This is a genomic window from Streptomyces sp. NPDC003011 (assembly GCF_053591515.1).
In genome coordinates, this window is sequence record NZ_JBSFTY010000014.1 from 92,083 (window position 1) to 115,103 (window position 23,021).

Below are 23,021 nucleotides of genomic sequence, written 5' to 3' on the forward strand. Positions count from 1 at the left end.
CCCTGATGACGTACACCGCAACCCGTTCCCACCGCGCTGTTCGCTGGCTGATCACGCGGCTTCAGCAGGCTACGGCTGAAGCCGCGCGCCACCCGGACCGGGGGGACATCAGCATCACCACCGTCATCATCTGGGTCGCCGCCGTCACGGGCGCCCTGGTGATCGCCGGAACCATCGCCGTGGTGATCTCCAAGTACAACGGCAACCTGTCCGGCATCTGATGAGAGGCGGCGACCAGCTCAAAGCCTGGTGGCGCGGGCGGAGATGGGGCGACGACCGGGGCGACACGTCCATCCAGATGGCGATCGTGTACCCGTTCGTGCTGCTCGCCACGATCGCCGTGATCCAGGCATCCATGTGGTACTACGCCCGGCAGATCGCCCTGACCGCTGCCCGTGAGGGTCTCACCGCGGCACGCACCTACCAGGCGTCCCCAGCCGACGGCACGGCCAGGGCTCGTGAGGTGCTGGACCGTACGGCCGGGGACAGCCTGCGCGGCTACACCGTTGTTGCCAGCGTTGACGGACAGCGGGTGCGGATGCAGGTTTCCGGCACTGCCGTCTCACTGATTCCGGGCGTGTCCGGCCTGAGCGTCACACAGTCGGCGTCCGGACCAGCGGAACGGTGGGTCCCGTGAAAGGGAACCACCTGCGCCACACTGCCCGGACAGCCCGCACCATGCGCAGTGATGAGGGCAGTGCCGCGATCGAGGCGGCCATCATTGTCCCGTCGCTGATCATGTTTTTGTGTCTGGCCATCGCCGGGGGACGTCTGGTCACCTCCGCATCGAAGATCGACGCGGCGGCCGAGGATGCGGCCCGGGAGGCATCCATCCACCGCACCGCCGCGGCCGCCCAGGGCGCCGCGCACTCGGCCGCCGCCGAGTCCCTCAACGATCAGGGCATCGCGTGCACCTCCAAGGGCGTCCGCGTCGACACCGGCGGCCTGAACGTGCCGGTGGGCCAGGTCGCAACGGTGACCGTGACCGTGAACTGCACGGTCAACCTCTCCGATCTTCTGCTACCCGGCGTTCCCGGAGCCCGGACACTCACCTCAACGGCGACCTCCGTCGTTGACGCGTACCGCATGAGGGAGCATTGATGATCCTCCGTCACCGGTGGCTGGGCCGGGCCTGGTGGGATGACCGTGGGGGCGTCACCGTGTTCGTCGCGGTGTGCGTGGTCGCGCTGATCGGCATCATCGGTGTCACCGTCGACGGCGGGAGCAAGATGCGTGCCACCGAGCGTGCCGACTACATCGCCGGTGAGGCAGCCCGGGCGGGCGGGCAGGCCATCGACCCCGCCCAGGCCATCAGCGGTACCGCGATCATTGCCGATCCGCAGGACGCACAGGCCGCAGCCCACGCCTATCTGCGCTCCGCGGGAGCCACCGGCACGGTCAGCGTGGCCGGCGACGGCAAAACCCTCACCGTGACCGTCACCAGCTCCTACAGCACGACGTTTCTGTCGGTGGTCGGGATCGGCTCGCTGTCGGTGACCGGTCAGGGCACGGCCACCCTCCTGCACGGCGTCACCGCACCCGATGAAGGAACCTGATGCCCACCACCCACTCCCCTGCTGCAGCGGGCCGCACCCTGGGCCAGGTCCTCAAGGCCGTGCTGAGCCTGCTGGTCCTGGCCGCAGCGGTTGGCGGGCTGCCGCTGCTGCTGACCTGGGCCACCCCGGTCATCTGGGCATCCACCCGCGACGACCTCACGCACCTGCTGGACCGGCAGGACACAGGGGCCGTGTTCCTGCTGCTGCTCGCCTGTGCCGGCTGGATCGGATGGGCACAGTTCGCGTTCTGCGCCGTACGCGAACTGATCGCACAGCTCCGGGGCCGGACCTGGCAGGCACCGGCCGGACTTGGCTCCTCACAGCGCGCTGCGGCGCTGCTCGTCGGCAGCATCCTGGCGCTCCTGCCCACCAGTTCAGCTCTGGCCTCCGACACCCATGCGGCCCTGGCCACCACCACGGTCCGAGTCCCCGGCCCAGCCCAGGCGCCGCAGGCGGCCGAATCCGATCAAGCATCGGCAAACTCTGCGACCACACCGGCCCGGAATTCGTACACGGTGCGCGAGATGCGGCCGACGGAGAGCCTGTGGGGCATCGCCGAGCGGGAACTGGGCGACGGCGAGCGGTGGCGGGAGATCGCCGCCCTGAACGAGGGCCGCCTGATGGCCGACGGCCAGGTCTTCCGTGCGAACAGCTTCCTCCAGCCCGGCTGGGAGCTGCAGATGCCCAGTCCCACCGCGTCAGCGAGAGGGCTTCATACCCAGCTGGACGCTGCGGGCACTCCCGCTGCCGGTGCCGGTGCCGCGCATGTCCTCACGGTTGACCCCGGCGACTCCCTGTCGCAGATCGCGGAGGAGGAGCTCGGAGACGGCGGCGCGTGGCCGCGCCTGTTCGAGGCCAGCCGTGGCAAGGCGCAGCCGGACGGCCTGCCTCCGATCTCCGACCCTGATGTGATCTACGCCGGGCAGCAGGTCACCGTGCCCGGCAACACACAGTCTGGTCAGCACTCACCAGGACAGGATGGCGATGAGGCGGGCAGCCGGGAAAGCATTCCCCCGGGCAGCCGGGCTCCCGAGGGCGAGCCAGGGCTGAGTGATGTCCCCGGGGATGAAGGGGCATCTGCGCCGGGCCACACCACGGCGCCGACGCCACATTTACCAGCTCCCAGTGGGCCGGGTAGCCGCCCCGCCGAGCAGCCGGGCCGAGAACAGGGCACTCCCTCGGCGTCGGCTGAACCGTCGGCCTCCGCCAGCTCCTCCCCTGCCGCCTCGGCGTCCGAGACACCGGCGCCGTCTCCGGCCAGTGGTCCGCTGAACCTGCGCACGGTGCTCGGCGCCGGCGCGCTACTGGCGGCCTCCATCACCGGTGCACTGGCCCTGCGCCGTACCTTGCAGCGCCGCCGCCGCAGGCCCGGGGAGAAGATCGCCATTGCTGCGGAGACGTCTCCGGCGGAGGCGAGGCTGGCGACGGCCGCCGAGCCCGGTGGAGCTGCCCGCCTGGACGTGGCCCTGCGGACCCTGGCCCACCAGGTGGCTCATGAGGAGGCTGGGGACGTGCCGCCGCTGCGGGCCGCGCGGATCGGCGCCCGCACCGTCCAGGTGCTGCCCGAGGACTTGGCCCTCCAGCCGCAGGCGCCGTTGGTCTCCGGGCAGGAGGGCTGGTGGATCCTTCCCCCCGACGCCGACCTCCTGGACGAGGACATCGCGCGACAAGTGCCGGCGCCGTATCCGGGGCTGGTCACGATCGGCAGCACAGCGGCGGGTGACCTTCTGCTGCTGGACCTCACCCGTGTGCCCGCCCTGCTGCTGGACGGCAACCCGGTCCACATCACCGAGGTGTGCACCTCGCTCGCCCTCGAGCTGAGCATGAGCCCCTGGGCAGGCGGCGTCGAAGTAGTGACGCTGGGGTTCGGCGAAGACCTGCCACAGCTGCTGCCCACGGCACGGATCGCCCACATGCGCCACGCCACCCACGCGCTGCGCGACCTTGGCGAACGGCTCCTGGAAGCGCACCAGATGCCCGCCATCGACCATCAGCCATATCTGCTGCTGTGCGCGTCCTCGCTCGACGCGGACACGGCGTGGGAGATCGCCGACCTCATCCACAAGTCCGGGACAGTTTCCGTCACTCTGATCGCTCCAGCAGCTACGGCCGCCCCGCACTTCCCCGAGGCGGAAATCCTCAACGCCTCACTCAGCCAGCCGCAGCGCCTCGAATCCGTGGGCACAGAGATGACGGTGCAGCGCCTGGAACACGCCGCCTACCTCCAGATCACCGCCGCATTGAAGGTATCCGCGCAGCCCGGACATCCGGCCGAAGGACCCTGGCAGGACGTCCCGGACGAACCCGACAACGTGCAACAGCCCGATGAAACCCCACTGGAGGAGACCGCCAGACGGAGGGCCGGGGCTGGCTCGTCGCCGGTGCCGCCAGCCGACGTGAGCGGTGAGGTCTTCCCGGCCCTGCTCGCAGCCACCACTGATCCCTCCGCACTCCGACTCCTGCCCACCGCTGGAACGTCGCCTGTGGTCGATGCGAAATGCGGCCCGGTCGCCGAACCTGGGGAGCTCCGGCGCGTGCGGGCCCTGAAACCCTTGGAGGCTGACGGCAGAGACGAGGCTCAAGACCCGCACGCGCCGGAGCTCCGGGTGCTGGGGCCCGTCGACGTGACGGGCGTGGACAGCACCGGCCACGGCCCGCGCATGGCCCAGCTGGCCGCCTTGCTGTACTTCCGGCCCGGACGCAGTGCTGGCACCCTCTGCTCAGACATGGACCCCATCAGCCCATGGACACCCGCCACCCTCAACGCCCGCCTGCAAGGCCTGCGCCGCTGTCTTGGCAACGACCGGGCCGGCCACCCCTACGTACCGCGCCGCAAGTCCGGCGAGGACCCCTACCGGCTCTCCCCCGGCGTGCGTTGCGACTGGGACCGATTCCTTCAGCTCGTCGAACGTGCACTGCCCTCGGGCCCGGCTGGCCTGACAGATCTCGAGCGGGCGCTGAGCCTCGTTCGGGGCAGGCCCTTCGGCGGCAAGCCCTTGCCCTGGGCCGAGCCCCACAGCCAGGAGATGATCACGCGCATCATCGACGTCGCCCACACCGTGGCCTCCTACCGCACCCCGCGAGGTCCGCACCAGGACCTCAGCACAGCACGCCAGGCCGTCGCGACCGGCCTCGACGTCGACGACACCGCGGAGCTGCTGTACCGGGACGCGATGAGAATTGAGGCCGCAGCCGGCAACCGGCAGGGACTGCACACCGTCATCACTCGCGTTCAGCAGGTCAACCGGGCACTGGACTGCTCACTGGAAGCGGAAACCGAGCAGCTCATCAACGAACTGCTGGCGTCTGTGCCCCGCGGATCAGCCCAGGACAGATGAAACACGGACACCCGCCTGGCCGCTCCCGGCACGACCGGCTACCGCTGACCTGGGACTGCAGCCAGCACCCGCACGAAAGGAGGAAGACATGCCGGGGGCCGCGCTGCCTCAGCTGACACGCATCCACCGCATTCTCATCGGCGTGATCGTGACCGGCGTCGTGACCATCGCCGCCATCGGCTTCGCCGGCTCCTACACGGCCGTCCGTGAGCTGGCCCGCCACAAGGGCTTCGGGACCTTCAGTTACATCTTCCCGATCGGCCTCGACGCGGGCATCTGCGTCCTGCTCGCCCTGGACCTGCTGCTGACCTGGACCCGCATACCCTTCCCGCTGCTGCGCCACACCGCATGGCTGCTGACGGCGGCGACGATCGCCTTCAACGGCGCCGCGGCCTGGCCGGACCCGCTGGGCGTGGGCATGCACGCGGTGATCCCGATCCTGTTCGTCGTCTCACTCGAGGCAGCCCGGCACGCGATCGGCCGCATCGCCGACATCACCGCCGACACCCACATCGAAGGCATCCGACCCGCCCGCTGGATACTGGCCCCCATTCCCACATTCCTGCTGTGGCGCCGCATGAAGCTGTGGGAACTGCGCTCCTACGAGCAGATCATCAAGTTGGAGCAGGAACGCCTCACCTACCAGGCACGATTACATGCCCGCTTCGGCCGTACCTGGCGCCGCAAAGCCCCCGTTGAAGCCCTTCTGCCTCTGCGCCTGGCCCGCTACGGGGTGCCACTGGCACAAACAATTCCCGCCGACCTGGCCCCCACAGACATCAATGCGACCCAACTCACCCCCCAGCCCCTCCCCTACCCCAGACAGCCGGAGCATGCCAGGTCGGCAACAGCACCAGAACGCGAACAACGCACGATAAATCCACTTGAAACCACGCAGCCACAACAGGCGAAGCCAGACAAAGCTCTCAGGGCACCAGCGCAGCAGCGCGCGGTGACACCTTCCACCACACGACCCCCACAGTCACGTGCCCCACAGCAACCACCTCAGGACACACCCGAACGGTCCGCCAAGGTCCTCAACCCCGAACTCGGCGCGCCTTTTTCAGCCGGACAGGCCGCCACGCCGCAGGCGCCCCGGCTCAATGACCCGTACGCCATCCCGCCCAGCACCAGCCACCGGCTACCCGAAAAGCAGGCACCACCCCGGCGCTTCGTTCCTCAGCAACGCACCCCACCCTCCGCCCGGCAGACCACCGCAACCAGTGACGTCCCGCAGACAGGCAACCCACCGCACCATCCCCGCACTCCCTGGCACCACCAGCAACATCCCACGCTCCCCGCTGCCGCTGCTCCCACCACCTACCTGCATGAGCACAACACCCATCACGACAGCGGCAGTCAGCCCACCGGCAACCAGCCAGCCGGCCACGCCACAAGCCCTGACCCACGCGAGCCGGACCCAGCCGAACCGCCCACCCGCAGCACCACCGCGCCGAAGACCGACGCACCAACCGAGCAACAGCCCGATGACCCGTTCATCGACAACACCACCAACCCGGCCGGGGAAACCACGAAGCCGCCCACCGCGGAAACCCCCCAATCACCGACCCCGAACGCCGCCGAGCCAACCGAAGACGCCACCGATCCGGCCGGACACAGAGCCGATCAACCGCGCCGACAAGCGCACCAGCCAGCACGGCCTGCCATCAGCGCTCCAGTCCATACCGCACGCACACCACATGGCCCTCGGGCCGATACTCCCCCCGATCAGCCGCCCCGGCCTCCCTCCAGGGCAGGCGACCTCACCGCCTCCGACCGTTACTACCTGGCCTGGATGCACTACCAGGCCCACCACGGAAAACAACCCAGCGACCAGCAACTCTCCGCCCACCTCGCCCAACAAGGACTCCTCGGACGCGGCGGCAACCCCATCAGCCCCGCCAACCTACGCCGTCACTTCCTCAACTGGCGCATCTACAACGTCTGGACTCAACACCGCGCCCATACCGCCACTCCCGACCCCACCCACATCGCTCACACCTGCACTGAGCAAGGCATCACCGCCCAATACAACAAAACCATCACTCCCACCTACATCGCCAAACAGTTCCCCCACTTCGAACGCCGCTGGCGCACCCTCAACACCCACCACGACCCACCCCTCTGACATACCCACCATGCCAGCTGCAGCGCCACGCTCCGCTGACCCCGCCACCACCGCCTCCCAGCTGCTGGCACCGGCGACGTCTCCGGCCACATCCCCGACCTCGCACACGCCGCCTGTTCTGCGAGACCCTGCGCGCAACGGACGATCCCGATCAGACCTTGATCACGTATGCCGCCGAGCCGGGCAACCCATCGCACGACGCCCTGCGGATGCTGCTGGCCTGAACCACTGAAACCCCTTCCCTCATGCCGGCCGACGACCGCGCGCGCTGACCTTCCGGACAGTCCCGGCCTCACCGCCGGAGACCCGCAGCTGCGTCAGACGCGATCGGTCAATGTCCTGACCAGTAGCACATCGACAAATAGAGCACCGCAGACCGGCCGACCCGACCCCGGCGGATATCCGCTCACCCCTCCGTGCCGCGTAGCGAACCTTGCTCGCCAAGGCGGGTGCAGCAGACGACAGGGCGAGTGATCCACTTCTCCCGATCGGCCCGCCTGTCATGCCCGTTGCCCCCGCCTGCCCGGTTTCCCGACCGCTACCGAGCGCACGCGGTTGAAGAAGTTGGCCTACGGCCACAAGACCGAGCACAGGCTGCGAGTCCGTGCGCAGGTCGTCCTACACCGCGGCACGGGGGCGCTCCAACGCGCGCATCGCCCACGAGACGAGCCTGCACCTGGACACGGTTCGTGCCTGGCGCGGCCGGTTCCCCCACGGCGGGCTACCGGCCGGCCGACCGCAAGCACTCGGGGCGCCCCACCCGCTTCACTCCCGTGCAGCTCGCCGAAGCCAAGGCGCCGACCTACCAGTTACCCGCCGAGACCGGCGTGCCACTGTCGCGCTGGTCGTGCCCGGAGCTGGCCGCCGAGCTGACCGTGCGCGGGATCACCGAGACCGTCTCCGCGTCTACCGTACGCCGCTGGCTGCACGAGGATGCGCTCAAGCCCTGACAGTGCCGCGTACCACCACGACCACGAGCACGGCAGGTATGGCCTCGCCGTCTGGGAGAAGGACTCGGTGACGGCGCGCGGCTACACCACCGCGGCCGAACTGAGCGCCGACATCGACCGGTACGCCGGCATCGACCAGGACACCGAAGAGGACTGGCCTCCGACCGCTGAGTCCGGCTCGTCGACGCCGAGCGGGCCTCGCCTCTGGCGCGGCCACCCGTGTACGGCAGAAGGGCTATAACGCCTGGGCCGGGTACCGAGCCCAGCCAACTTCCCTATGTGAAAGTCCCTTACGGCTTCCGTAAGGGACTTTCACAGTCTCCCAGCCAACCGACGGGAGTACCGTTCCAAGTGGACGCTAGGAACGGAGTCGAGTATGCCCCAATGGAGCGACTACAGCACCGGTGAACGAATCAAGATCCTTCGTGGCAGGGAAATCCGGCAGGCCGATCTTGCCGAAATGACGGGCCTGTCCATCGTCACCATCCAGAAGGCGGAGCAGGACAAAATGCTGTCGCTGCCGACCTTACTGGCCATCGCCGACGCGCTGAGCGTCGACACGTCCGTCATCCTCGGCCAGCAGGCGCCACGCCGGGCGCTCGTCCAGGGCGATCGCATGATGATCCGCGACCTGTCGCGGGCCGTGCACGACACCGCCGCTGGCATTCTCCCGGCCGACGCCGAGGCCGTGGCCCTGGACGAACTTCGAGAGACCGCAGACCGATGCTGGGACCTGTACTGGAAGGGCCGGTACATCGAGGCCGGCGCGATCGTCTCGCCGTTCCTCACGGCTGCGGCCGCCCGCCTTCATGAGCAGCCCGACGGGGAGCAGGCGTCGGCGCACGGCGTGCTGTCCGACGCCTTCCGGCTCGCCGGGTACGTGGCGAACCTGATGGGGGCCCGTGATCTGGCGTACGCGGCGATCGGGCACGCGCAGAACGCCGCCGAGCGGGCGGCCGACGACATGCGGCTGGCCCTGGTCGGCTCGGGCCGGTCATGGGTGTACCTCCGTGACGCCCGCCTGCCCGAGGCGCTGGCGCTCGCGGAGAAGTCCGCTGCGGACATCGAGCCGAAATTCTCTCGAGCGGCTCCGGAGGAGCTGACGGCGTACGGGTCGCACGTCAACTTCGCCGCGGTGGTCGCCTCCCGGATGGGCGACAAGGAGCGGGCCGCCGATTTCCTGAGCCAGAGCCACGCCACCGGCGCCCGTATGGGCCGGGAAGTGCGGGCGCACGGGACGCTGTTCGGGCCCGTGAGCGCGACGACGCAGGCCGTCGGCATCAATGTGGCGCTCGGTCAGACCGGCAAGGCGTTGGACCTCATCAAATCCATCCATGACGTGTCGTCGCTGACCGAGGCCGCGCGGAACCGGTACGCGATGGACAAGGCGATGGCACACGCCGATGCCAAGCAGTGGGACGCGTCGCTGGACACTCTGGAGGAGACGCTGCGCACCTCCCCGGACTGGGCGCGGCACCAGACCCTTCCAGGTGTGATTGTGCAGAAGGTAGGCAGGGCGTCGACGGCGAAGCTGCGGCGAGTGTCGGAGCTGATCGGTGTGACCCCGACGGGAGTGCAGGACTTCCTTCCGGCGACGGCGAAGACGGCGTTGTGAGCCTGACTGGTATGTAGCGGACGACTTTCTACCTTCGGGTCGTCAACAGCGGTACCAGACGGACGACTTGGGCCCTGACAGGTTTCCAAAGTCGTCCGTCTGCTTTCTGTACCTTCACCTGTCGTAGCGGCACGGTTACCCCCATGACGACCAGGACACCCGGTCAGAAAGCCCGACGCCGCGCTATCGCCGACGCGGCCGGAGGCTTCCCCACCAGAGAGATCGTCGTGCTGTACGCGTGCCTCGCGCGCGGTCAAAACCAGCGAGACGTCATGTCCTACCTGCGCCGGTACGCCGAGGCGCGTGACTGGCGCGTCGTGGGGGAGATCGTCGACCACACGACGACCTCCACTCCTCTTGCGCAGCGCCCTAAGTGGCCGGAAGCCAGCCTGCTGATCACCAGCGGCCAGGCCAGGGGCATCGTGACCACCTCGCTCAGAGCGTGCGCCGACACTCCCAGCACCCCATTCTTGAGCGCGTGGCTGACTGAGAACCAGGCGTTCTTGTCCGAGGCGCTGCCTGCGCCGACCACGGCCAAAGGAGCAGTGCGGTGATGCGTTCCGGGGGCTCGGCCCACTTGATTCCGCTGCACGCACAGCGGGGGGACGGGCGGGAACGGCACCAAGCGGCGGAAGCGTGGCTGTACAAGGCCGCCCAGGTCCCGGAGACAGCTGCCCAGGACTGGTCGACGCATGGCGTCGCACTGCTGACCGCAGGCGTCGCGTGGGACGCAGTCCGTGTGCAGTTTCCCGCCTCGGACTCGACTCTACAGCGGGACACCGACCCGGACGCGATGCGCCGGCGACTGCACGAACTTGGGCTGACCGGTCCGGTGTTCTGCGACCCGTACCGGCCGTACCTGTACGTCCTCGTGCCCCGCGGTACCGACCAGCAGTGGCCTCGCACCCTGACAGTGGCGGGCGTTAAATGCCTCGGCGGTACGCCGCCGTACATCCACCACGTCGCCGTGCCGCGCCTGGACAAGGTCTCGCCTCCCGGCCCGTACTGGCTGGCGCCCCCGGACGGCAGCGGCCGGTTCACCGACCCGCAACGCCTGTACGAGGTGCTGGCTGCGCGGGCCGTCGAGGCCGGTCAGTGAGCACGACCGTCAGCCCCGACCGTGTGGTGGCGGTGTGGCAGCCGCCCATGGACGGTGACGCGCTGGGGACGGTGCTGGAGAAGTTACGTGCATGGCAGCCGTTCGACGGCGACGCCTGGCTGGACGATGTGGCCGACGCGCTCGATGAGGTTGCGCCGTCTGAGGATGCGACGGACGAACTCGTGCAGCGCCTCCGCAGGTACCTGATGCAGCTGGTCAGCATCGCCATCAGCGCGAAAGCCGAGCAGTGGGACAGGCGAGCTTTGAAGCGGATCGAGCGGGCCCGCACCGCTCGCGCAGAGGAGATGCCAGCCGACAATGGGCAGGCACGCGCCCTTGTCCGGCGCATGGGCTGGGCCGTGAACGAGTTGCTCGACCTACTGGTCGAACTCGGAGCCGTGGAACGGCCAGCCTCCCTTTAAGCGGACTTAATTCTCTCATTGGCACTGCGCGCTACCCCCACCCCTGAATCTCCGGAGAAGTTTCGATGAGCGCCACAGCAGCACCCTTGGAGACACGCAGAGCCTCTCCCGCGTGCGACGTCCTTCCTTGGCCTGCCCTGCCCTACCCTGCGCAGCCCCTGACTGAGCGGGAACGCCGGGCTCTTGCCTTGTCTGCGCAAGGTATGCGCACCGCAGACATAGCAGCGGCTCTGGGTGTCGCGCGGATCAACCCGATACGGGACAAGATTGCTTTCAAACTGGGCGTTAAGGGGCGCTCGCGTCGTATGGCCGGTTTCGTGTTCCGTGCCCGGGTGCATGCCTTGCTCGATCGGCCCGACCCCGCAGATCCTGGCCTGCTCCCGCCTGACGTCTTCGGCTTCGTTCGGGCATTGGCCCTCGGTCTGACGCTCAAGGAGCACGCGGCAGACCTGGGGGTGCCGGTGTACCAGGTCGATCACATCGCCAGAGAAACCCGCGCCCGGCTCCAGGGTGAGACCCAGCCGAATCTGGTCTACCGGGCACTTCCGCAGCTTCTCAGCAGGCTGGAGTCGGCTCCGTCGGCTGCGGCTGAAGTGGTGCAAGGCCCGCCCTACGCGCCCAACGTGGGCAGTCTCGCCACGCAGCTGCCCCCCGACCCGAGCGCTCACCGCATGGTGCGCATCTGGATACGGGTGGCGGTTACAGCGTTGCGGTGGAGGGGGGATGTCGACCGCGCCGTGCAGGTCGCCAGTCGACTCGTCGACAACGGTGTCCGGCACGGTGTGGCAGAGCACGTCTCCGGGAACAGCCGATGGCTCACTGTGCGCGCGGCTGTCAGCGAGGCACAGGAACTGGTCCTGGACGTGACCGATTCGAACGCCGCCTTCCCGGACGCCGCCCCCGCTCCGCGGGGAGAGAGGGGCCGGGGACTCGCCCAGGTTGTGGCTCAAGGCGCCACCGTCAGCTGGTTCATGCCGCACGAGGCGCCGGGCAAGACCGTACGCGCCGTACTGCCCCGCGAGGCGGCGATGTTATGACAGTGAGCAAGGAGCAACAGCCGCAGTTCCACCCGGCTGGGTTCGACGGCGAGCTGCGCGCGGTGCTTGATGACCTGCGAGCCGGCCGGTGGCGCTCGATGAGAGATGTGCTGGAGACCTGCGACTCATGGGCGTTACGGACCTCACGGAGTCAGGTGCTGGCGGCCGTAGCAGCTGATGGTGACGCCATCGAGGCGTGGCTGCAGGAGCAGCCGCAGAACTGCAATGCCAAGATGATGCATGCGCGAGTGTCAGTGCAGCGGGCACTCAACGCTCACCACGCCGGGCAGCCGGGCGGGGCATCACGGGCGGATGGGGCGCGGGCGGCGTGCTGGGAGGCCGCGCGACGCTGGCCCGCGGACCCGGTGCCGTGGGTAGCTCTGCTGGCGTTGGCGAAGATGGACACGCCCGATCTGTGGCGGCGTCGGCCGGAGCACCAGGCGCCGGCCTGGGAGTACCTGCTCCCGCGCGGCCCGTGGGGACTGCTGCGCGAGGCGCAGCAGCGTGATCCGAACAACCGTGAGGCCTGGCACCGCATGCTTCAGGCGCTAGGGGCGTACCGGGAGAATGCGTTCGACTTCGTGCGGTGGGTGGTCACCTGGGCGCCGCAGGGGTCGCCGCTGGTTCTGCTGCCGCTGTATCTGCACTCCGAGCACTACGGAGAGCTGCGGACCCAAGGCGCACTCACGACGTCTTTGTACTGGACCAGGGACCCGATCTCCTATTACACCCACCGGGCACTGCACTGGTGGTTCGCCCACGCTGATCCGGCTTCCTGGCTGCCCCCGGACCTGAACCATCTGGGACAGGCCCTGCACTCCGGAGGGTTCACCGAAGGCCGTGAGGTCTTTGAGGCCATCGGTCCTTTCGCTACTCCCGTTCCGTGGAAGTACGTCGCGGATAAGCCGCAGCGGTGGCTGGAGGAGTTCACGCGTGCCCGGCGCCGCTATCTGCGGGATGTGCCCTCCGGGCCGTTGCACGAAGGACGCCACTGGTGACCGGCCGTCGAACCATCTGCCGCGGCCCGCCCTTCCTGCACAGCTTGAGCCCCCCGTCGGGCCCGCACTGCCATGATCACTCCGCCCTTTTCCGTCCCCGGAGGTACCTGCGTTGTCTTCCCCGAGAACGTCCCGCACGCTGAACGACGAGAGGCGGCTGCGGCAGCTCGGCTACCAGCCCGAACTGGCCCGGCGCATGGGCCCGTTCGGGAACTTCGCCCTGAGCTTTTCCATCATCTCGGTCCTGTCGGGATGCATGACCCTCTTCGGGTTCGGGCTGACCACGGGCGGCCCGGCCGTGATGATGTGGGGCTGGGTCTTCGTGGGCCTGATGGTGCTGTGCGTCGGTGCCGCGCTCGCCGAGGTCACCAGCGCATACCCGGTCTCCGGGGCCCTGTACTTCATGGCCAGCAAGCTCGGCGGCCGCCGGTGGGGCTACGTCACCGGCTGGTTCAACCTGCTCGGCCTGCTCGGCGGAATGGCCGGCGGCTGCTACGGGACCGCGCTGTTCGCCGGCGCCTGGCTGAATCTCCAGTGGGGCTTCACGCCCACACCGGAAAGGACGCTGGGGATCTTCGCCCTCATCCTGCTGCTGCTGGCCACCTCCAACCTGTTCGGCGTGCGCCTGGTCAGCGTGCTGAACACGATCAGCGTGTGGTGGCACATCACCGGAGTCACGCTGATCGTGGGGGCGCTCGTCCTCATACCCTCGCACCACCAGCCGGCCAGCTTCGTCTTCGGCGAGTTCACCAACTCGACCGGTTGGAGCAACCCGCTCTACGTGGGCCTGCTCGGGCTGCTGCTGGCCCAGTACACCTTCAGCGGCTACGACGCCTCCGCGCACCTGAGCGAGGAGACCAAGCACGCTCAGGTCAGCGCCGCCCGTGGCATCGTCCGTTCCATCTTCTGGTCGTGGATCGTCGGATTCGTCCTGCTCGCCGGGATGCTTTTCGCGATCCAGGACTATGCCGGCACCGTGGGCAGTGCGACGGGCGTCCCGCCCGCCCAGATCTTCCTCGACGCACTCGGCACCAACGCGGCCAAGGCCCTGCTCCTGGTGGTCATCGTGGCGCAGCTGTTCTGCGCGAACGCCGGGCTGGCCTCAGCGTCACGGATGGTGTTCGCGTTCTCCCGCGACGGCGCCCTGCCGTTCTCCAGCACCTGGCGGCGCCTGAGCGCCCGTACCAAGACGCCGGTCGCGGCCGTCTGGCTGGCGGTCGCCGTCCCCTTCGCCCTCGCGCTGCCGTCGCTGCACTCGACCACGGCCTACACCGCGATCGTCTCGATCAACGTCATCGGTATCACCCCGGCCTACGCGATCCCGGTGTACCTGCGGCTGCGCGCCGGCAGGCGCTTCGAACGCGGTCCGTGGCATCTGGGCAGCTGGAGCAGGCCGATCGGCTGGGTCGCCGTGATCTGGGTCGGCTTCGTCACCGTGCTGTTCTGCCTGCCGGCCGTCACTCCCGTCACCGTCGACACCTTCAACTACGCGCCCCTCGCTCTGCTGTCGGTGCTGCTGCTGGCCGCGGTCTCGTGGTGGGCCAAAGGTCGCCGCACCTACACCATCCCCGAGTACGGCACCGCGAGCGAGCGCGATGACATGGCGGAGAAGATCGTATGAGCGACATCCGTGCCACCGTGGACACTGGTCCTGACCAGCCGGCGGTGACCGGGTTTGAGGGCCTGCGAGAGCTGGTGGACCGCGGTGCCGTGTCCACGGTGCTGCTGGCCGTGCCCGACATGCAGGGCCGGCTGAAGGGAAAGAGGTTCGGCGCCGGCCACTTCCTCGACCGCGTCGCGGCCGGTGGCGCCGACATGTGCGCGTACGTCCTCGCCACCGATGTGGAGATGCGCCCGCTGGACGGCTTCGCCCTGGCCTCCTTCGACACCGGCTACGGCGACATGAGCGTGCTCCCCGACCCGGGCGCCGTCCACCAGCTGGCCTGGATGCCGCGCACCGCGCTGGTCTTCGCCGATGCCATCGGCCATGACGGACAGCCTGTCGCGGTGGCTCCCCGGCAGATCCTGGGGCAACAGCTTGCCCGGCTCGCCTCCCGAGGGATCGTCGCCCAAGTCGGACTGGAGACCGAATTCGTGCTGTGCCGTGACTACTACGCAGACGTATCAGAAACCGGCTCTGCCGAAATAGAGCCGGTGGACACCGGCAACCGGGACTACTGCCTGGACTACCCGAGGGTGACGGACCGCTTCCTCCAGGATCTGGAGGAGTCTCTGGCCGGTGCCGAGCTGCCGGTAGAGGCGATCAAGACGGAGAGCGCGCCCGGCCAGGTGGAAATCACCTTCCCCTACGGTGATCCAATGGCGGCGGCCGACACACATCTGCTGCTCAAGCACGCGGCGCGGACCATCGGCGGGCACTCCCACCTGGTACCGACCTTCATGGCCGCGCCCGCGACCGGCGTCGCCAGCGGCTGCCACATCCACCTCTCCCTCGTCCACGACGGCGTCCCCCTGTTCGCCGAAACCGACGGACGGATGCCCGATGCGGCCCGCCACGTCATCGCCGGACTCCTCGACGCCCTACCGCACCTGGCACCGCTGTATGCGCCGACGGTCAACTCCTACAAGCGGTTGGTCCCCGGAACCTTCGCCCCGCTGAACTTCACCTGGGGCCGCGACAACCGCACCTGCGCGGTCCGGGTCGTCGGCCAAGGCGACGATCTCCACCTGGAGGTCCGCCTTCCCGGCGCTGACGCCAACCCGTATCTCGCGCTCGCGGCGGTCCTTGCCGCCGCCCGGCATGGCCTTGACCACAAACTCGACCCGCCCCACCCGTGCGTCGGCAACGCCTTCGAGGAGGCCGGTGCTCCGCAGGTGCCGGGCTCGCTGGAAGAGGCGGTCACTGCCTTCCGCCGCCACCCGCTCCCAGCGCCCGACCTGCTCACCCCCCAAGGGGTCGAGCACTACATCAACGCCGCCCGGCACGAGATCGCCGTACACCGAACCACCGTGACCGACCTCGACCTGCACCGGGGACTCCGCACGGCCTGACGCCCACCTGCCCCGTGCGCGGCAACCCGTCGCAGACCACTGCCGCACACGGGTTCACCTGCCCCGTCACTCAGCTCTGCCACGGGCAGGCGCACACCCCCTTCGTTCCCCGGCCAGACAGTGGCCCGGGCGCGAAGGGCCCAAAGAAGCCGACCAGACCGATCACTTCTGGACAGGACCATCAGTGACCCACCCCTGCTTCACCGCGCTTGAAGAAGCCCAACGCCATCCCTGCCTGGCCGAAAAGATCTCCCCGATCCTGCGCCGGGCGGCCCCGGCGGTGAAGGAAACCATCAGCCCCCCTCGTCCCGCCGTCCTCGTCGGCACAAGCCCAATGGACCGCACCACGAACACCGTGCTGGACCTGCTGTTCGAGCCGACACAGCAGGCCGCTCGCTTCAGCTCCGGCACGAAGCCACGGGCACCGCTCGCTGCGTACGACATCGACGACTTCGCCCTCTTCACTGCTGGAGGGGCGGCATGAGGATACGCGCCGTGACCTGGAATCTTTTCGGCGGAGGTGTGGACGGCTCCTCGGAGAAACGGCTCCACGCCCAGGCGGACATCCTCGCGGCTCTGGAGCCCGACATCCTCGCCCTGCCGGAGTGCACACGCTGGGATGAGGACGAGGACAGGCGCCTGCTGTACATGGCCCACACTCTGGGCCTTGCACCCGTGGGCATGGCCCGCTCCCGCAACGGGGACAGCCGCAACCACACCGCCTTGCTCTACCGCTCGTCCAAGCTCCGCCTGATCGGCCGGCTACGGCTGGGCGAAGGGGTCTTCCACCACGCACTGATCCGTGCCCGGCTGCGGCCCCGTGAAGCGACAAGCGGCCACCACGATTTCCTGGCACTGGCCACTCACCTGACCCACACCGACGGTGACACCCGGCTGAGGGAAGCCCGCTGGCTGACCGACTACGCCGGAGACTTCCCCGGCGTCCCTCCCCGGGCGCTGCTCCTGGGCGACATGAACTGCCCCAGCCCCTGCGACGAGATCAACTGGGACAAAGTGCCGCGCAACCTGCAATCACGCTACCGACTGGTGAAGAACGACGGGACGTTCGGCGACGCGGACACCCGGGCCGTGCAGCTGCTTCTCGAAGCCGGCTGGCAGGACCCCGAGACGCTCACCGGCACACCCCGAGCCGCGACCGTCGGCTACTACTACCGCAACGAACCAGTTCCCCTGCGCCTGGACCACGCCCTCGTATACGGCCTCCACGTCCTCGACTACCGCACCCACGACACGGCCAACGCACGGCAGGTCTCCGACCACCTCCCGGTCGTCCTGGACGTGGAATCGGGCACCAACTCATGACAGTGCCCACAACGCCATGGGCGCAACCCGCTGCATACGACGTTGAGCTGGATCGCTCCGCGCCGGGGATTCCACGCCGCCTGACGGCCACACGACTGAACATCTCTCCTGAAAGCAGCAAGATGTCCACTGTTGTCGTACACAACGAAGCCGGCCGCCGGTTCGATCCGCTCGCTGATCGTTTCAAGGTCATTGCCGATGAGGTGGTGCCGCTGGTCGAAAGCGTCACGGGGCTGCCCCTGCCCGACCCCGTGGTCATCCGGCTGATGCGCCCCCGCGCCTGGATCAACGCACACAGCCGCAGGCTGCGACGGCAGCTGGCAGCCGAGGACCGCGAGCTGTCCGTCCCGACGGCGGACCTGCGCCAGGTCATGGTCAGCCTTAAAGCCGGCCGCAAGACGCGACGGCGGATCTGGCCTCTGGTCGCAGGCCAGGCCGTCGAGTTCACTCCTGGTAAACCGGAAATCTGCTTCATGCCGCAGTCGCTGTGGGAAGCCGGCCGCATCAGCTGGGACGACTTCCACTACAAGGTCATCGCACATGAGGCAACCCACCTGGCGCAATACGCGGCAACGAAGGGCAGGATCTGGGCAGCCCAGGACACCCTGTTCCCTCACCTGCGCGGCTCCGCCCACCTCGATCACTCCTTCCTGCTAGAAGGTCACGCCTACTGGTCAGACCGGGAGGTCACCCGCAAGATCTCCGGCACCTCGGTGTCTGCCACTGGCGTGAGCCCTCACGCCAGTGCGCGCTTCCAGGCCCTCCAGGACACATACAAGTCATCGGACAAGCACGCCTTGTACGAGGAAAAAGCCGCGGACATCATCGGCGGCATCATCACCGACCACGGCCTCGACGTCTTCAACACCATCTGGACAAACCCGGATCTCATACCTACCACCACAGAGACCAACAACCCTGCCACCTGGCACGCCCGTTTCAGATCACTGAAATCAGCATGACTGCTGGATACGGTCCCCCGGACAGTCGGCCACACCATCGTCGCCCTCGTCTTCGGCTCGCTCACGTCTTTTGCCCTCCCCTACCGACCGGCCGTGGCCGCACCCTTCCTCGTGGCATTGCGCCGCAACGCGCACGAGCAGGAGGCCATGCGCCTGTGGGCGAACAAACCGGGCCTCCCCTGCCGGGAGTACGCGAACATCTCCCCGACGATCCACGGGACAGACGAGACGCTGCCCTCGCAGGCACCCGAGCACCTCACCCAGCGGGCGCCGTTCCCCGGCTGCCCCGCCGGCCACACGTTCTTCCACGCCGACCCGTTCGGACGGGCTTCCATCTGCAAGGTGGGCCGCGAGCCGAACATCGACCTGGTCGCGGAAGGCGTGGAAGAGCTGGCCGACTCGGCGATATCGCCGAGTCCCTCATGCTTCGCGCCGGAGGATGCACCGGCTGCCAGCTATCCGGCTCGTACCGGATGTGCAGGCCGATGGCCAAGATTCTCCAGGAAGCGAAGGCACCACTGAAAAGATACTGCCAACATGGAAGCAGGTGACGTCATGACCGCTGTCATGGTCGAGATCGGGCCCAGCCGGACCACCGGCAAGGAAGACCCCGAGGCCGTCGTACTCGTCGAGGACGTCAACATCCTGACGGCCGGGCCTCTGCCGGGCTGCGGCAGCGACACCCCGTACAACTGATCCGCAGCTGCGGGGTGGGTGCGTGCGCCCCCACCCCGCAGGACCGCCCCCAGATCCTCTTCTTCTGGAGCACAACCGTGGCAACACACCGCCTGACCGAATTGCCCCCCGACGCACTGGAAGTGATCCAGAACGTCACCGGGCCCGTGCATGACGTTGAGATGGTGTCGGCCGGCTACAACAGTGAGATCGTCGCTCGCCTGCACGTCGATGACGGCGCGGTCTTCGTCAAGGGCCTGAGCCAGGACCATCCGCGGGTCTGGACCCAACAGCGCGAGGCCGACATCAATCCCCGCACGCGCGGGCTTGCGCCCGCCCTGCGCTGGCATATCAGGGAGCGCGGATGGGACCTGCTCGTCTTTGAGGACCTCGACGGCCGACACGCCGACTACTCTCCGAACTCACCTGACCTGGAACTCGTTCTCCAGGCAATGTGGCACCTCGCCTCCGCCACGCCACCGCCTGACCTTGAGTTGAAGAGCATGTCGCAGCGGATGAGCGCCCACGTCACGCATCCTGACGACGCCTGGTTCTTCGAGGGCAACGTTTTGCTGCACACCGACTGGAAACCCGACAACGTCCTCATCGTCGGCGGACGGGCCCGACTCGTCGACTGGGCGTGGGCCTCCAGCGGACCAGCGTGGATCGACCCCGCCCTGTGGGTCATCTGGCTCATCGCCTCGGGACACAGCGCAGCAGCCGCCGAAAGTCTGGCCGCAGTGCACCCCAGTTGGAACACCACACCGGTGCGCCGCATCGATGCGTTCGCGCGGGCCCAGCAACGGCTGTGGGAAGCCATCAGCCGCGACGACCACCCCGACGAGTGGACACACAAGCTGCACGCCGCGGCACGGGCATGGGCGACATACCGAAGCCAGCCCACCCTGTAGCCGTCTCTGCACTGTCTCTCCCACACCGGGCCCGGGTGGCTTCGTTCACTTCTAGCAGCAGCGTTTGTCCGGCACTTTGGGCAGCAGAGGCAGGTCGACGGGCTCGGGAATGTTCAGGAGAAATGACGTCAGTGCGTGGGACGGCCCGCCGTCCGTGAGGGCGGCGGGCCGTCGAGGCGGGCCAGGTTGAGGTCAGCCAGCTTTGGCGGAGTCGAGATGACGGGTGTCACCGAGGCTGACAACTTGGCGGTTGTGGAAGAAATCGTCTTCGCGCAGCGTGGTGATGCTGCCGGAGGAGGCCCGGAAACTGGCATAGTCGGCCGACTCGATCGGCATCTTGATCCAGGACGCCACGAGGAACGTCAGGGAACCGCCGTGCGTCACGATGATCTGGTGTTCGCAAGGGCTCTGCAGGATCTCGTCCATGGCCGCATAGATGCGCTGCGCCCACGCAGCCTTGGTCTCGGAACCCTCCACGCCCTCGTCGTGGTCCATTCGCTCCCCGACAGCCGGCGGTGGGACGAAGCGCCGGTCCAGCCACTCCTGCGCCTTTCCCCCCGCCTCACCGTAGGACTTCTCCCGCAGCCTGCGATCCACAATCGGCTTCACGCCGCCGAACAGTTCGGCCAGCTCCTCGGCCGTCCGCAGGGTGCGCTGCAGATCCGAGGAGAACAGCTCCACCTCGGCGCCGTCCGGGACCTGGGCCCGCAACGCCTGGGCGATGGAGGCGGCCGCACGGACGCCAGCGGGCGTCAACTTCGAGTCATGCCATCCGCCGACGACTCCCTCGACATGGTGCGTCGCCTCCGGATGGGTGACGACGTAAAGAGTGCGCATCAGTGCGTGCCTTCCTGTAGGTAGCGTCCTGCCTGATTGCAGTCCGCAACTATGGAAGAGACAGCTCAGAACCCTCAAGCGGTTCTTCTGCCCGGGCTCGGGTGCTCGCGAGGCGGTAGGAGTCGGTGCCGGTCTCGATGATGGCGCCGTTGAAGGTCAGCCGGTCGACGATGGCCGCGCAGAGGCGAGGATCCGTGAACGTCTTGGTCCAGCCGCCGAAGGACTCGTTGGAGGCGATGGCGACGCTGTTCTTCTCCTCGCGCTCGGTCAAAACCTGGAAGAGGAGCTCGACGCCGTGGCGGTCCAGTTCCATGTAGCCGAGTTCGTCGATGCAGAGAAGGTCGACGCGTCCGTAGCGGGCGATGGTCTTGTTCAGCTGCTTCTCGTCGGCGGCTTCGACCAGCTCGTTGACCAGTTTCGTGGCGAGCGTGTAGCGAACGCGGTAGCCCTTCATGGCGGCTTCGGTGCCCAGGGCGATGAGCATGTGGGATTTGCCGGTGCCGGAGTCGCCGATCAGGCAAAGCGGCTGGCTCTTCTTGATCCATTCGCAGCTGGCGAGGGTGTGGATGGTGGCCGCGTCGATGTTGGGGTTGACGTCGAAGTCGAAGGCCCGCAGGGACTTTTCCCGCGGGAACCCCGCTGCTTTGATCCGTCGTTCCGACCGGCACCGGGCCCGGTCGTCGCACTCGGTCATCAGCAGTTCGGCGAGGAACCCGCGGTAGGTCATCTGGTCCTTGACCGCCCGGTCGGCGATCTCGTTGCACTCGTTGCGGATCGAGGGCAGCCGCAGCAGGCGGCAGGCGGTGTCGATCGCGGTGTCGGCGGCCTGCTCGGTCAAGCCTCGCTGGCGGGGCAGGGTCACTGTGCTTCTCCCTCACGGTGGTCGCTGCCGCTGGTGCGGCGGCGTCGGAGCAGTTGGTCACGTGGGTGCGCGCGAACGGCCCCGACCCCGAGGCCGGCACGGCAGCGACGCATGTGGGGGCACAGTGATCGACATCGACGAGACGGGCGTCTTCCTCGGCCTGGACGTCGGCAAGAGCAACCACCACGGCCATGGGCTCACCCGGGCCGGGAAGAAGGTTTTCGACAAGGCCCTGCCGAACGGCGAACCCCAGCTGCGGGCCGTCTTCGACAAGCTCAGGGCGAAGTTCGGCACCGTCTTGGTGGTCGTGGACCAGCCCGCCTCCATCGGCGCCCTCCCGCTGACCCTCGCCCGCAACGCCGGCTGCAAGGTCGCCTACCTGCCCGGCCTGGCGATGCGCCGGATCGCCGACCTTTACCCGGGTGAAGCCAAGACCGACGCCCGCGACGCGGCCGTGATCGCGGACACAGCACGCACCATGCCCCACACCCTGCGCTCCCTCGAACTGGCCGCCGAACTGACCATGCTGGTCGGCTTCGACCAGGACCTTGCCGGCGAGGCCAACCGCACCTCCAACCGCATCCGCGGCCTGCTCACCCAGTTCCACCCCAGCCTCGAACGCATCCTGGGCCCTCGCCTGGACCACCCCGCCATCACCTGGCTCCTCGAGCGCTACGGGTCCCCTGCCGCTCTGCGCAAAGCCGGTCGCCGCAAGCTCGTCGAAGTGATCAGACCGAAGGCCCCGCGCATGGCCCAGCGGCTCGTCGACGACCTCTTCGACGCCCTCGACGAACAGACCGTCGTCGTTCCCGGCACCAACACCCTGGACGTGATCGTGCCGTCGCTGGCCAAGTCGCTGGCCGCCGTCCACGAACAACGCCGGGCCCTGGAGACCCAGATCGAAGCCCTGCTGGAGGCCCACCCTCTTTCCAAGGTCCTGACCTCAATGCCCGGCATCGGCGTCAGGACCGCCGCCGTCCTCCTGACCGCTGTCGGCGACGGCAACTCGTTCCCGAGCGCCGCCCACCTGGCCTCCTACGCCGGCCTCGCCCTCGCCACCAGGCAGTCGGGATCCTCGATCCACGGCGAACACGCTCCAAGAGGCGGGAACCGGCAGCTCAAACGCGCGATGTTCCTCTCCGCGTTCGCAGCCCTCCACGATCCCGCCTCACGCACCTACTACGACCGCTGCCGAGCCCGGGGCAAAACCCGCCGAGTAGCCGAGGGGAATCTCACCCCTCGGCTCTCACAGATCCGTGCGTAACAGTCTCCCGTTACACGGCTCTTGCCGTTCTG

The 23,021-nt window shown here is 68.2% G+C and carries 25 protein-coding genes and 1 pseudogene; 24 read left to right on the forward strand and 2 right to left on the reverse strand.

What is annotated here, in order from left to right; translation table 11 throughout:
* Positions 1-5: 5 nt before the first annotated feature.
* The 23 genes from ACWD0J_RS10335 (at position 6) to ACWD0J_RS10445 (ending at position 20,026) form a co-directional block, all read left to right on the forward strand.
* Complete coding sequence (locus tag ACWD0J_RS10335) at positions 6-221, forward strand: hypothetical protein (RefSeq protein WP_451495339.1); 216 nt, start codon at positions 6-8, stop codon at positions 219-221.
* Positions 221-637, forward strand: a complete 417-nt coding sequence (locus ACWD0J_RS10340) for a TadE/TadG family type IV pilus assembly protein (RefSeq protein ID WP_451495340.1) — start codon at positions 221-223, stop codon at positions 635-637. Before ACWD0J_RS10335 ends, ACWD0J_RS10340 begins: the two co-directional genes overlap by 1 nt.
* A gap of 41 nt (positions 638-678) precedes the next feature.
* On the forward strand, positions 679-1,101 hold the full coding sequence (locus ACWD0J_RS10345) for a TadE family protein (protein ID WP_451495341.1): 423 nt from the start codon (positions 679-681) through the stop codon (positions 1,099-1,101).
* Positions 1,101-1,556: a pilus assembly protein TadG-related protein gene (locus tag ACWD0J_RS10350; protein ID WP_451495342.1), complete on the forward strand. Its 456-nt coding sequence runs from the start codon at positions 1,101-1,103 to the stop codon at positions 1,554-1,556. The genes ACWD0J_RS10345 and ACWD0J_RS10350 overlap by 1 nt, the downstream gene beginning before the upstream one ends.
* Entirely contained in the window at positions 1,556-4,894 is a 3,339-nt protein-coding gene (locus ACWD0J_RS10355) for a LysM peptidoglycan-binding domain-containing protein (protein WP_451495343.1), read from the forward strand. The genes ACWD0J_RS10350 and ACWD0J_RS10355 overlap by 1 nt, the downstream gene beginning before the upstream one ends.
* Before the next feature lie 88 nt (positions 4,895-4,982).
* Positions 4,983-7,022: a DUF2637 domain-containing protein gene (locus tag ACWD0J_RS10360; RefSeq protein ID WP_451495344.1), complete on the forward strand. Its 2,040-nt coding sequence runs from the start codon at positions 4,983-4,985 to the stop codon at positions 7,020-7,022.
* A 35-nt stretch (positions 7,023-7,057) separates the two neighbouring features.
* Positions 7,058-7,246, forward strand: a complete 189-nt coding sequence (locus ACWD0J_RS10365; protein WP_451495369.1) for an MmyB family transcriptional regulator — start codon at positions 7,058-7,060, stop codon at positions 7,244-7,246.
* Positions 7,247-7,711: 465 nt separating this feature from the next.
* Positions 7,712-7,972, forward strand: a complete 261-nt coding sequence (locus tag ACWD0J_RS10370) for a helix-turn-helix domain-containing protein (RefSeq protein ID WP_451495345.1) — start codon at positions 7,712-7,714, stop codon at positions 7,970-7,972.
* Positions 7,956-8,213, forward strand: coding sequence for a hypothetical protein (locus ACWD0J_RS10375; RefSeq protein WP_451495346.1), 258 nt, complete (start codon positions 7,956-7,958; stop codon positions 8,211-8,213). Before ACWD0J_RS10370 ends, ACWD0J_RS10375 begins: the two co-directional genes overlap by 17 nt.
* A 135-nt stretch (positions 8,214-8,348) precedes the next feature.
* Positions 8,349-9,587 (forward strand): helix-turn-helix domain-containing protein, encoded by a 1,239-nt coding sequence (locus tag ACWD0J_RS10380; protein ID WP_451495347.1) that lies wholly within the window; start codon positions 8,349-8,351, stop codon positions 9,585-9,587.
* A 143-nt stretch (positions 9,588-9,730) separates the two neighbouring features.
* Positions 9,731-10,141, forward strand: coding sequence for a hypothetical protein (locus ACWD0J_RS10385; RefSeq protein WP_451495348.1), 411 nt, complete (start codon positions 9,731-9,733; stop codon positions 10,139-10,141).
* Positions 10,138-10,686, forward strand: coding sequence for a hypothetical protein (locus ACWD0J_RS10390; protein WP_451495349.1), 549 nt, complete (start codon positions 10,138-10,140; stop codon positions 10,684-10,686). The genes ACWD0J_RS10385 and ACWD0J_RS10390 overlap by 4 nt, the downstream gene beginning before the upstream one ends.
* Positions 10,683-11,108, forward strand: coding sequence for a DUF6415 family natural product biosynthesis protein (locus ACWD0J_RS10395; RefSeq protein ID WP_451495350.1), 426 nt, complete (start codon positions 10,683-10,685; stop codon positions 11,106-11,108). Before ACWD0J_RS10390 ends, ACWD0J_RS10395 begins: the two co-directional genes overlap by 4 nt.
* A 203-nt stretch (positions 11,109-11,311) precedes the next feature.
* Positions 11,312-12,145, forward strand: coding sequence for an ATP-binding protein (locus ACWD0J_RS10400; RefSeq protein WP_451495351.1), 834 nt, complete (start codon positions 11,312-11,314; stop codon positions 12,143-12,145).
* A 2-nt stretch (positions 12,146-12,147) separates the two neighbouring features.
* Positions 12,148-13,143 carry a hypothetical protein gene (locus ACWD0J_RS10405; protein ID WP_451495352.1) on the forward strand — a complete coding sequence of 332 codons (996 nt, stop codon included), beginning with the start codon at positions 12,148-12,150 and terminating at the stop codon, positions 13,141-13,143.
* Positions 13,144-13,255: 112 nt separating this feature from the next.
* Positions 13,256-14,764, forward strand: a complete 1,509-nt coding sequence (locus tag ACWD0J_RS10410; RefSeq protein ID WP_451495353.1) for an amino acid permease — start codon at positions 13,256-13,258, stop codon at positions 14,762-14,764.
* Complete coding sequence (locus tag ACWD0J_RS10415) at positions 14,761-16,155, forward strand: glutamine synthetase family protein (RefSeq protein ID WP_451495354.1); 1,395 nt, start codon at positions 14,761-14,763, stop codon at positions 16,153-16,155. Before ACWD0J_RS10410 ends, ACWD0J_RS10415 begins: the two co-directional genes overlap by 4 nt.
* A gap of 184 nt (positions 16,156-16,339) precedes the next feature.
* The gene (locus tag ACWD0J_RS10420) at positions 16,340-16,639 is read left to right on the forward strand and encodes a hypothetical protein (protein WP_451495355.1); all 300 of its coding nucleotides are present in this window, start codon (positions 16,340-16,342) and stop codon (positions 16,637-16,639) included.
* A gap of 11 nt (positions 16,640-16,650) precedes the next feature.
* Complete coding sequence (locus ACWD0J_RS10425; RefSeq protein ID WP_451495356.1) at positions 16,651-17,478, forward strand: endonuclease/exonuclease/phosphatase family protein; 828 nt, start codon at positions 16,651-16,653, stop codon at positions 17,476-17,478.
* A gap of 122 nt (positions 17,479-17,600) precedes the next feature.
* Positions 17,601-18,440 carry a hypothetical protein gene (locus ACWD0J_RS10430; protein ID WP_451495357.1) on the forward strand — a complete coding sequence of 280 codons (840 nt, stop codon included), beginning with the start codon at positions 17,601-17,603 and terminating at the stop codon, positions 18,438-18,440.
* Positions 18,441-18,533: 93 nt separating this feature from the next.
* Positions 18,534-18,962: a hypothetical protein gene (locus tag ACWD0J_RS10435; RefSeq protein ID WP_451495358.1), complete on the forward strand. Its 429-nt coding sequence runs from the start codon at positions 18,534-18,536 to the stop codon at positions 18,960-18,962.
* A gap of 33 nt (positions 18,963-18,995) precedes the next feature.
* Positions 18,996-19,136: a hypothetical protein gene (locus ACWD0J_RS10440; RefSeq protein WP_451495359.1), complete on the forward strand. Its 141-nt coding sequence runs from the start codon at positions 18,996-18,998 to the stop codon at positions 19,134-19,136.
* Between the two features lie 77 nt (positions 19,137-19,213).
* Complete coding sequence (locus ACWD0J_RS10445; RefSeq protein WP_451495360.1) at positions 19,214-20,026, forward strand: aminoglycoside phosphotransferase; 813 nt, start codon at positions 19,214-19,216, stop codon at positions 20,024-20,026.
* A 192-nt stretch (positions 20,027-20,218) separates the two neighbouring features.
* Here ACWD0J_RS10445 and ACWD0J_RS10450 read toward each other — a convergent pair whose 3' ends face one another.
* On the reverse strand, positions 20,219-20,863 hold the full coding sequence (locus tag ACWD0J_RS10450) for a histidine phosphatase family protein (protein ID WP_451495361.1): 645 nt from the start codon (positions 20,861-20,863) through the stop codon (positions 20,219-20,221).
* Positions 20,864-20,912: 49 nt separating this feature from the next.
* Positions 20,913-21,725, reverse strand: a complete 813-nt coding sequence (istB, locus tag ACWD0J_RS10455) for an IS21-like element helper ATPase IstB (protein WP_451495362.1) — start codon at positions 21,723-21,725, stop codon at positions 20,913-20,915.
* Between the two features lie 124 nt (positions 21,726-21,849).
* Between istB and ACWD0J_RS10460 the strand changes: the two are divergent.
* A pseudogene (locus tag ACWD0J_RS10460) lies at positions 21,850-22,947 on the forward strand (IS110 family transposase); the annotation flags it as partial.
* Between the last annotated feature and the right edge of the window lie 74 nt (positions 22,948-23,021).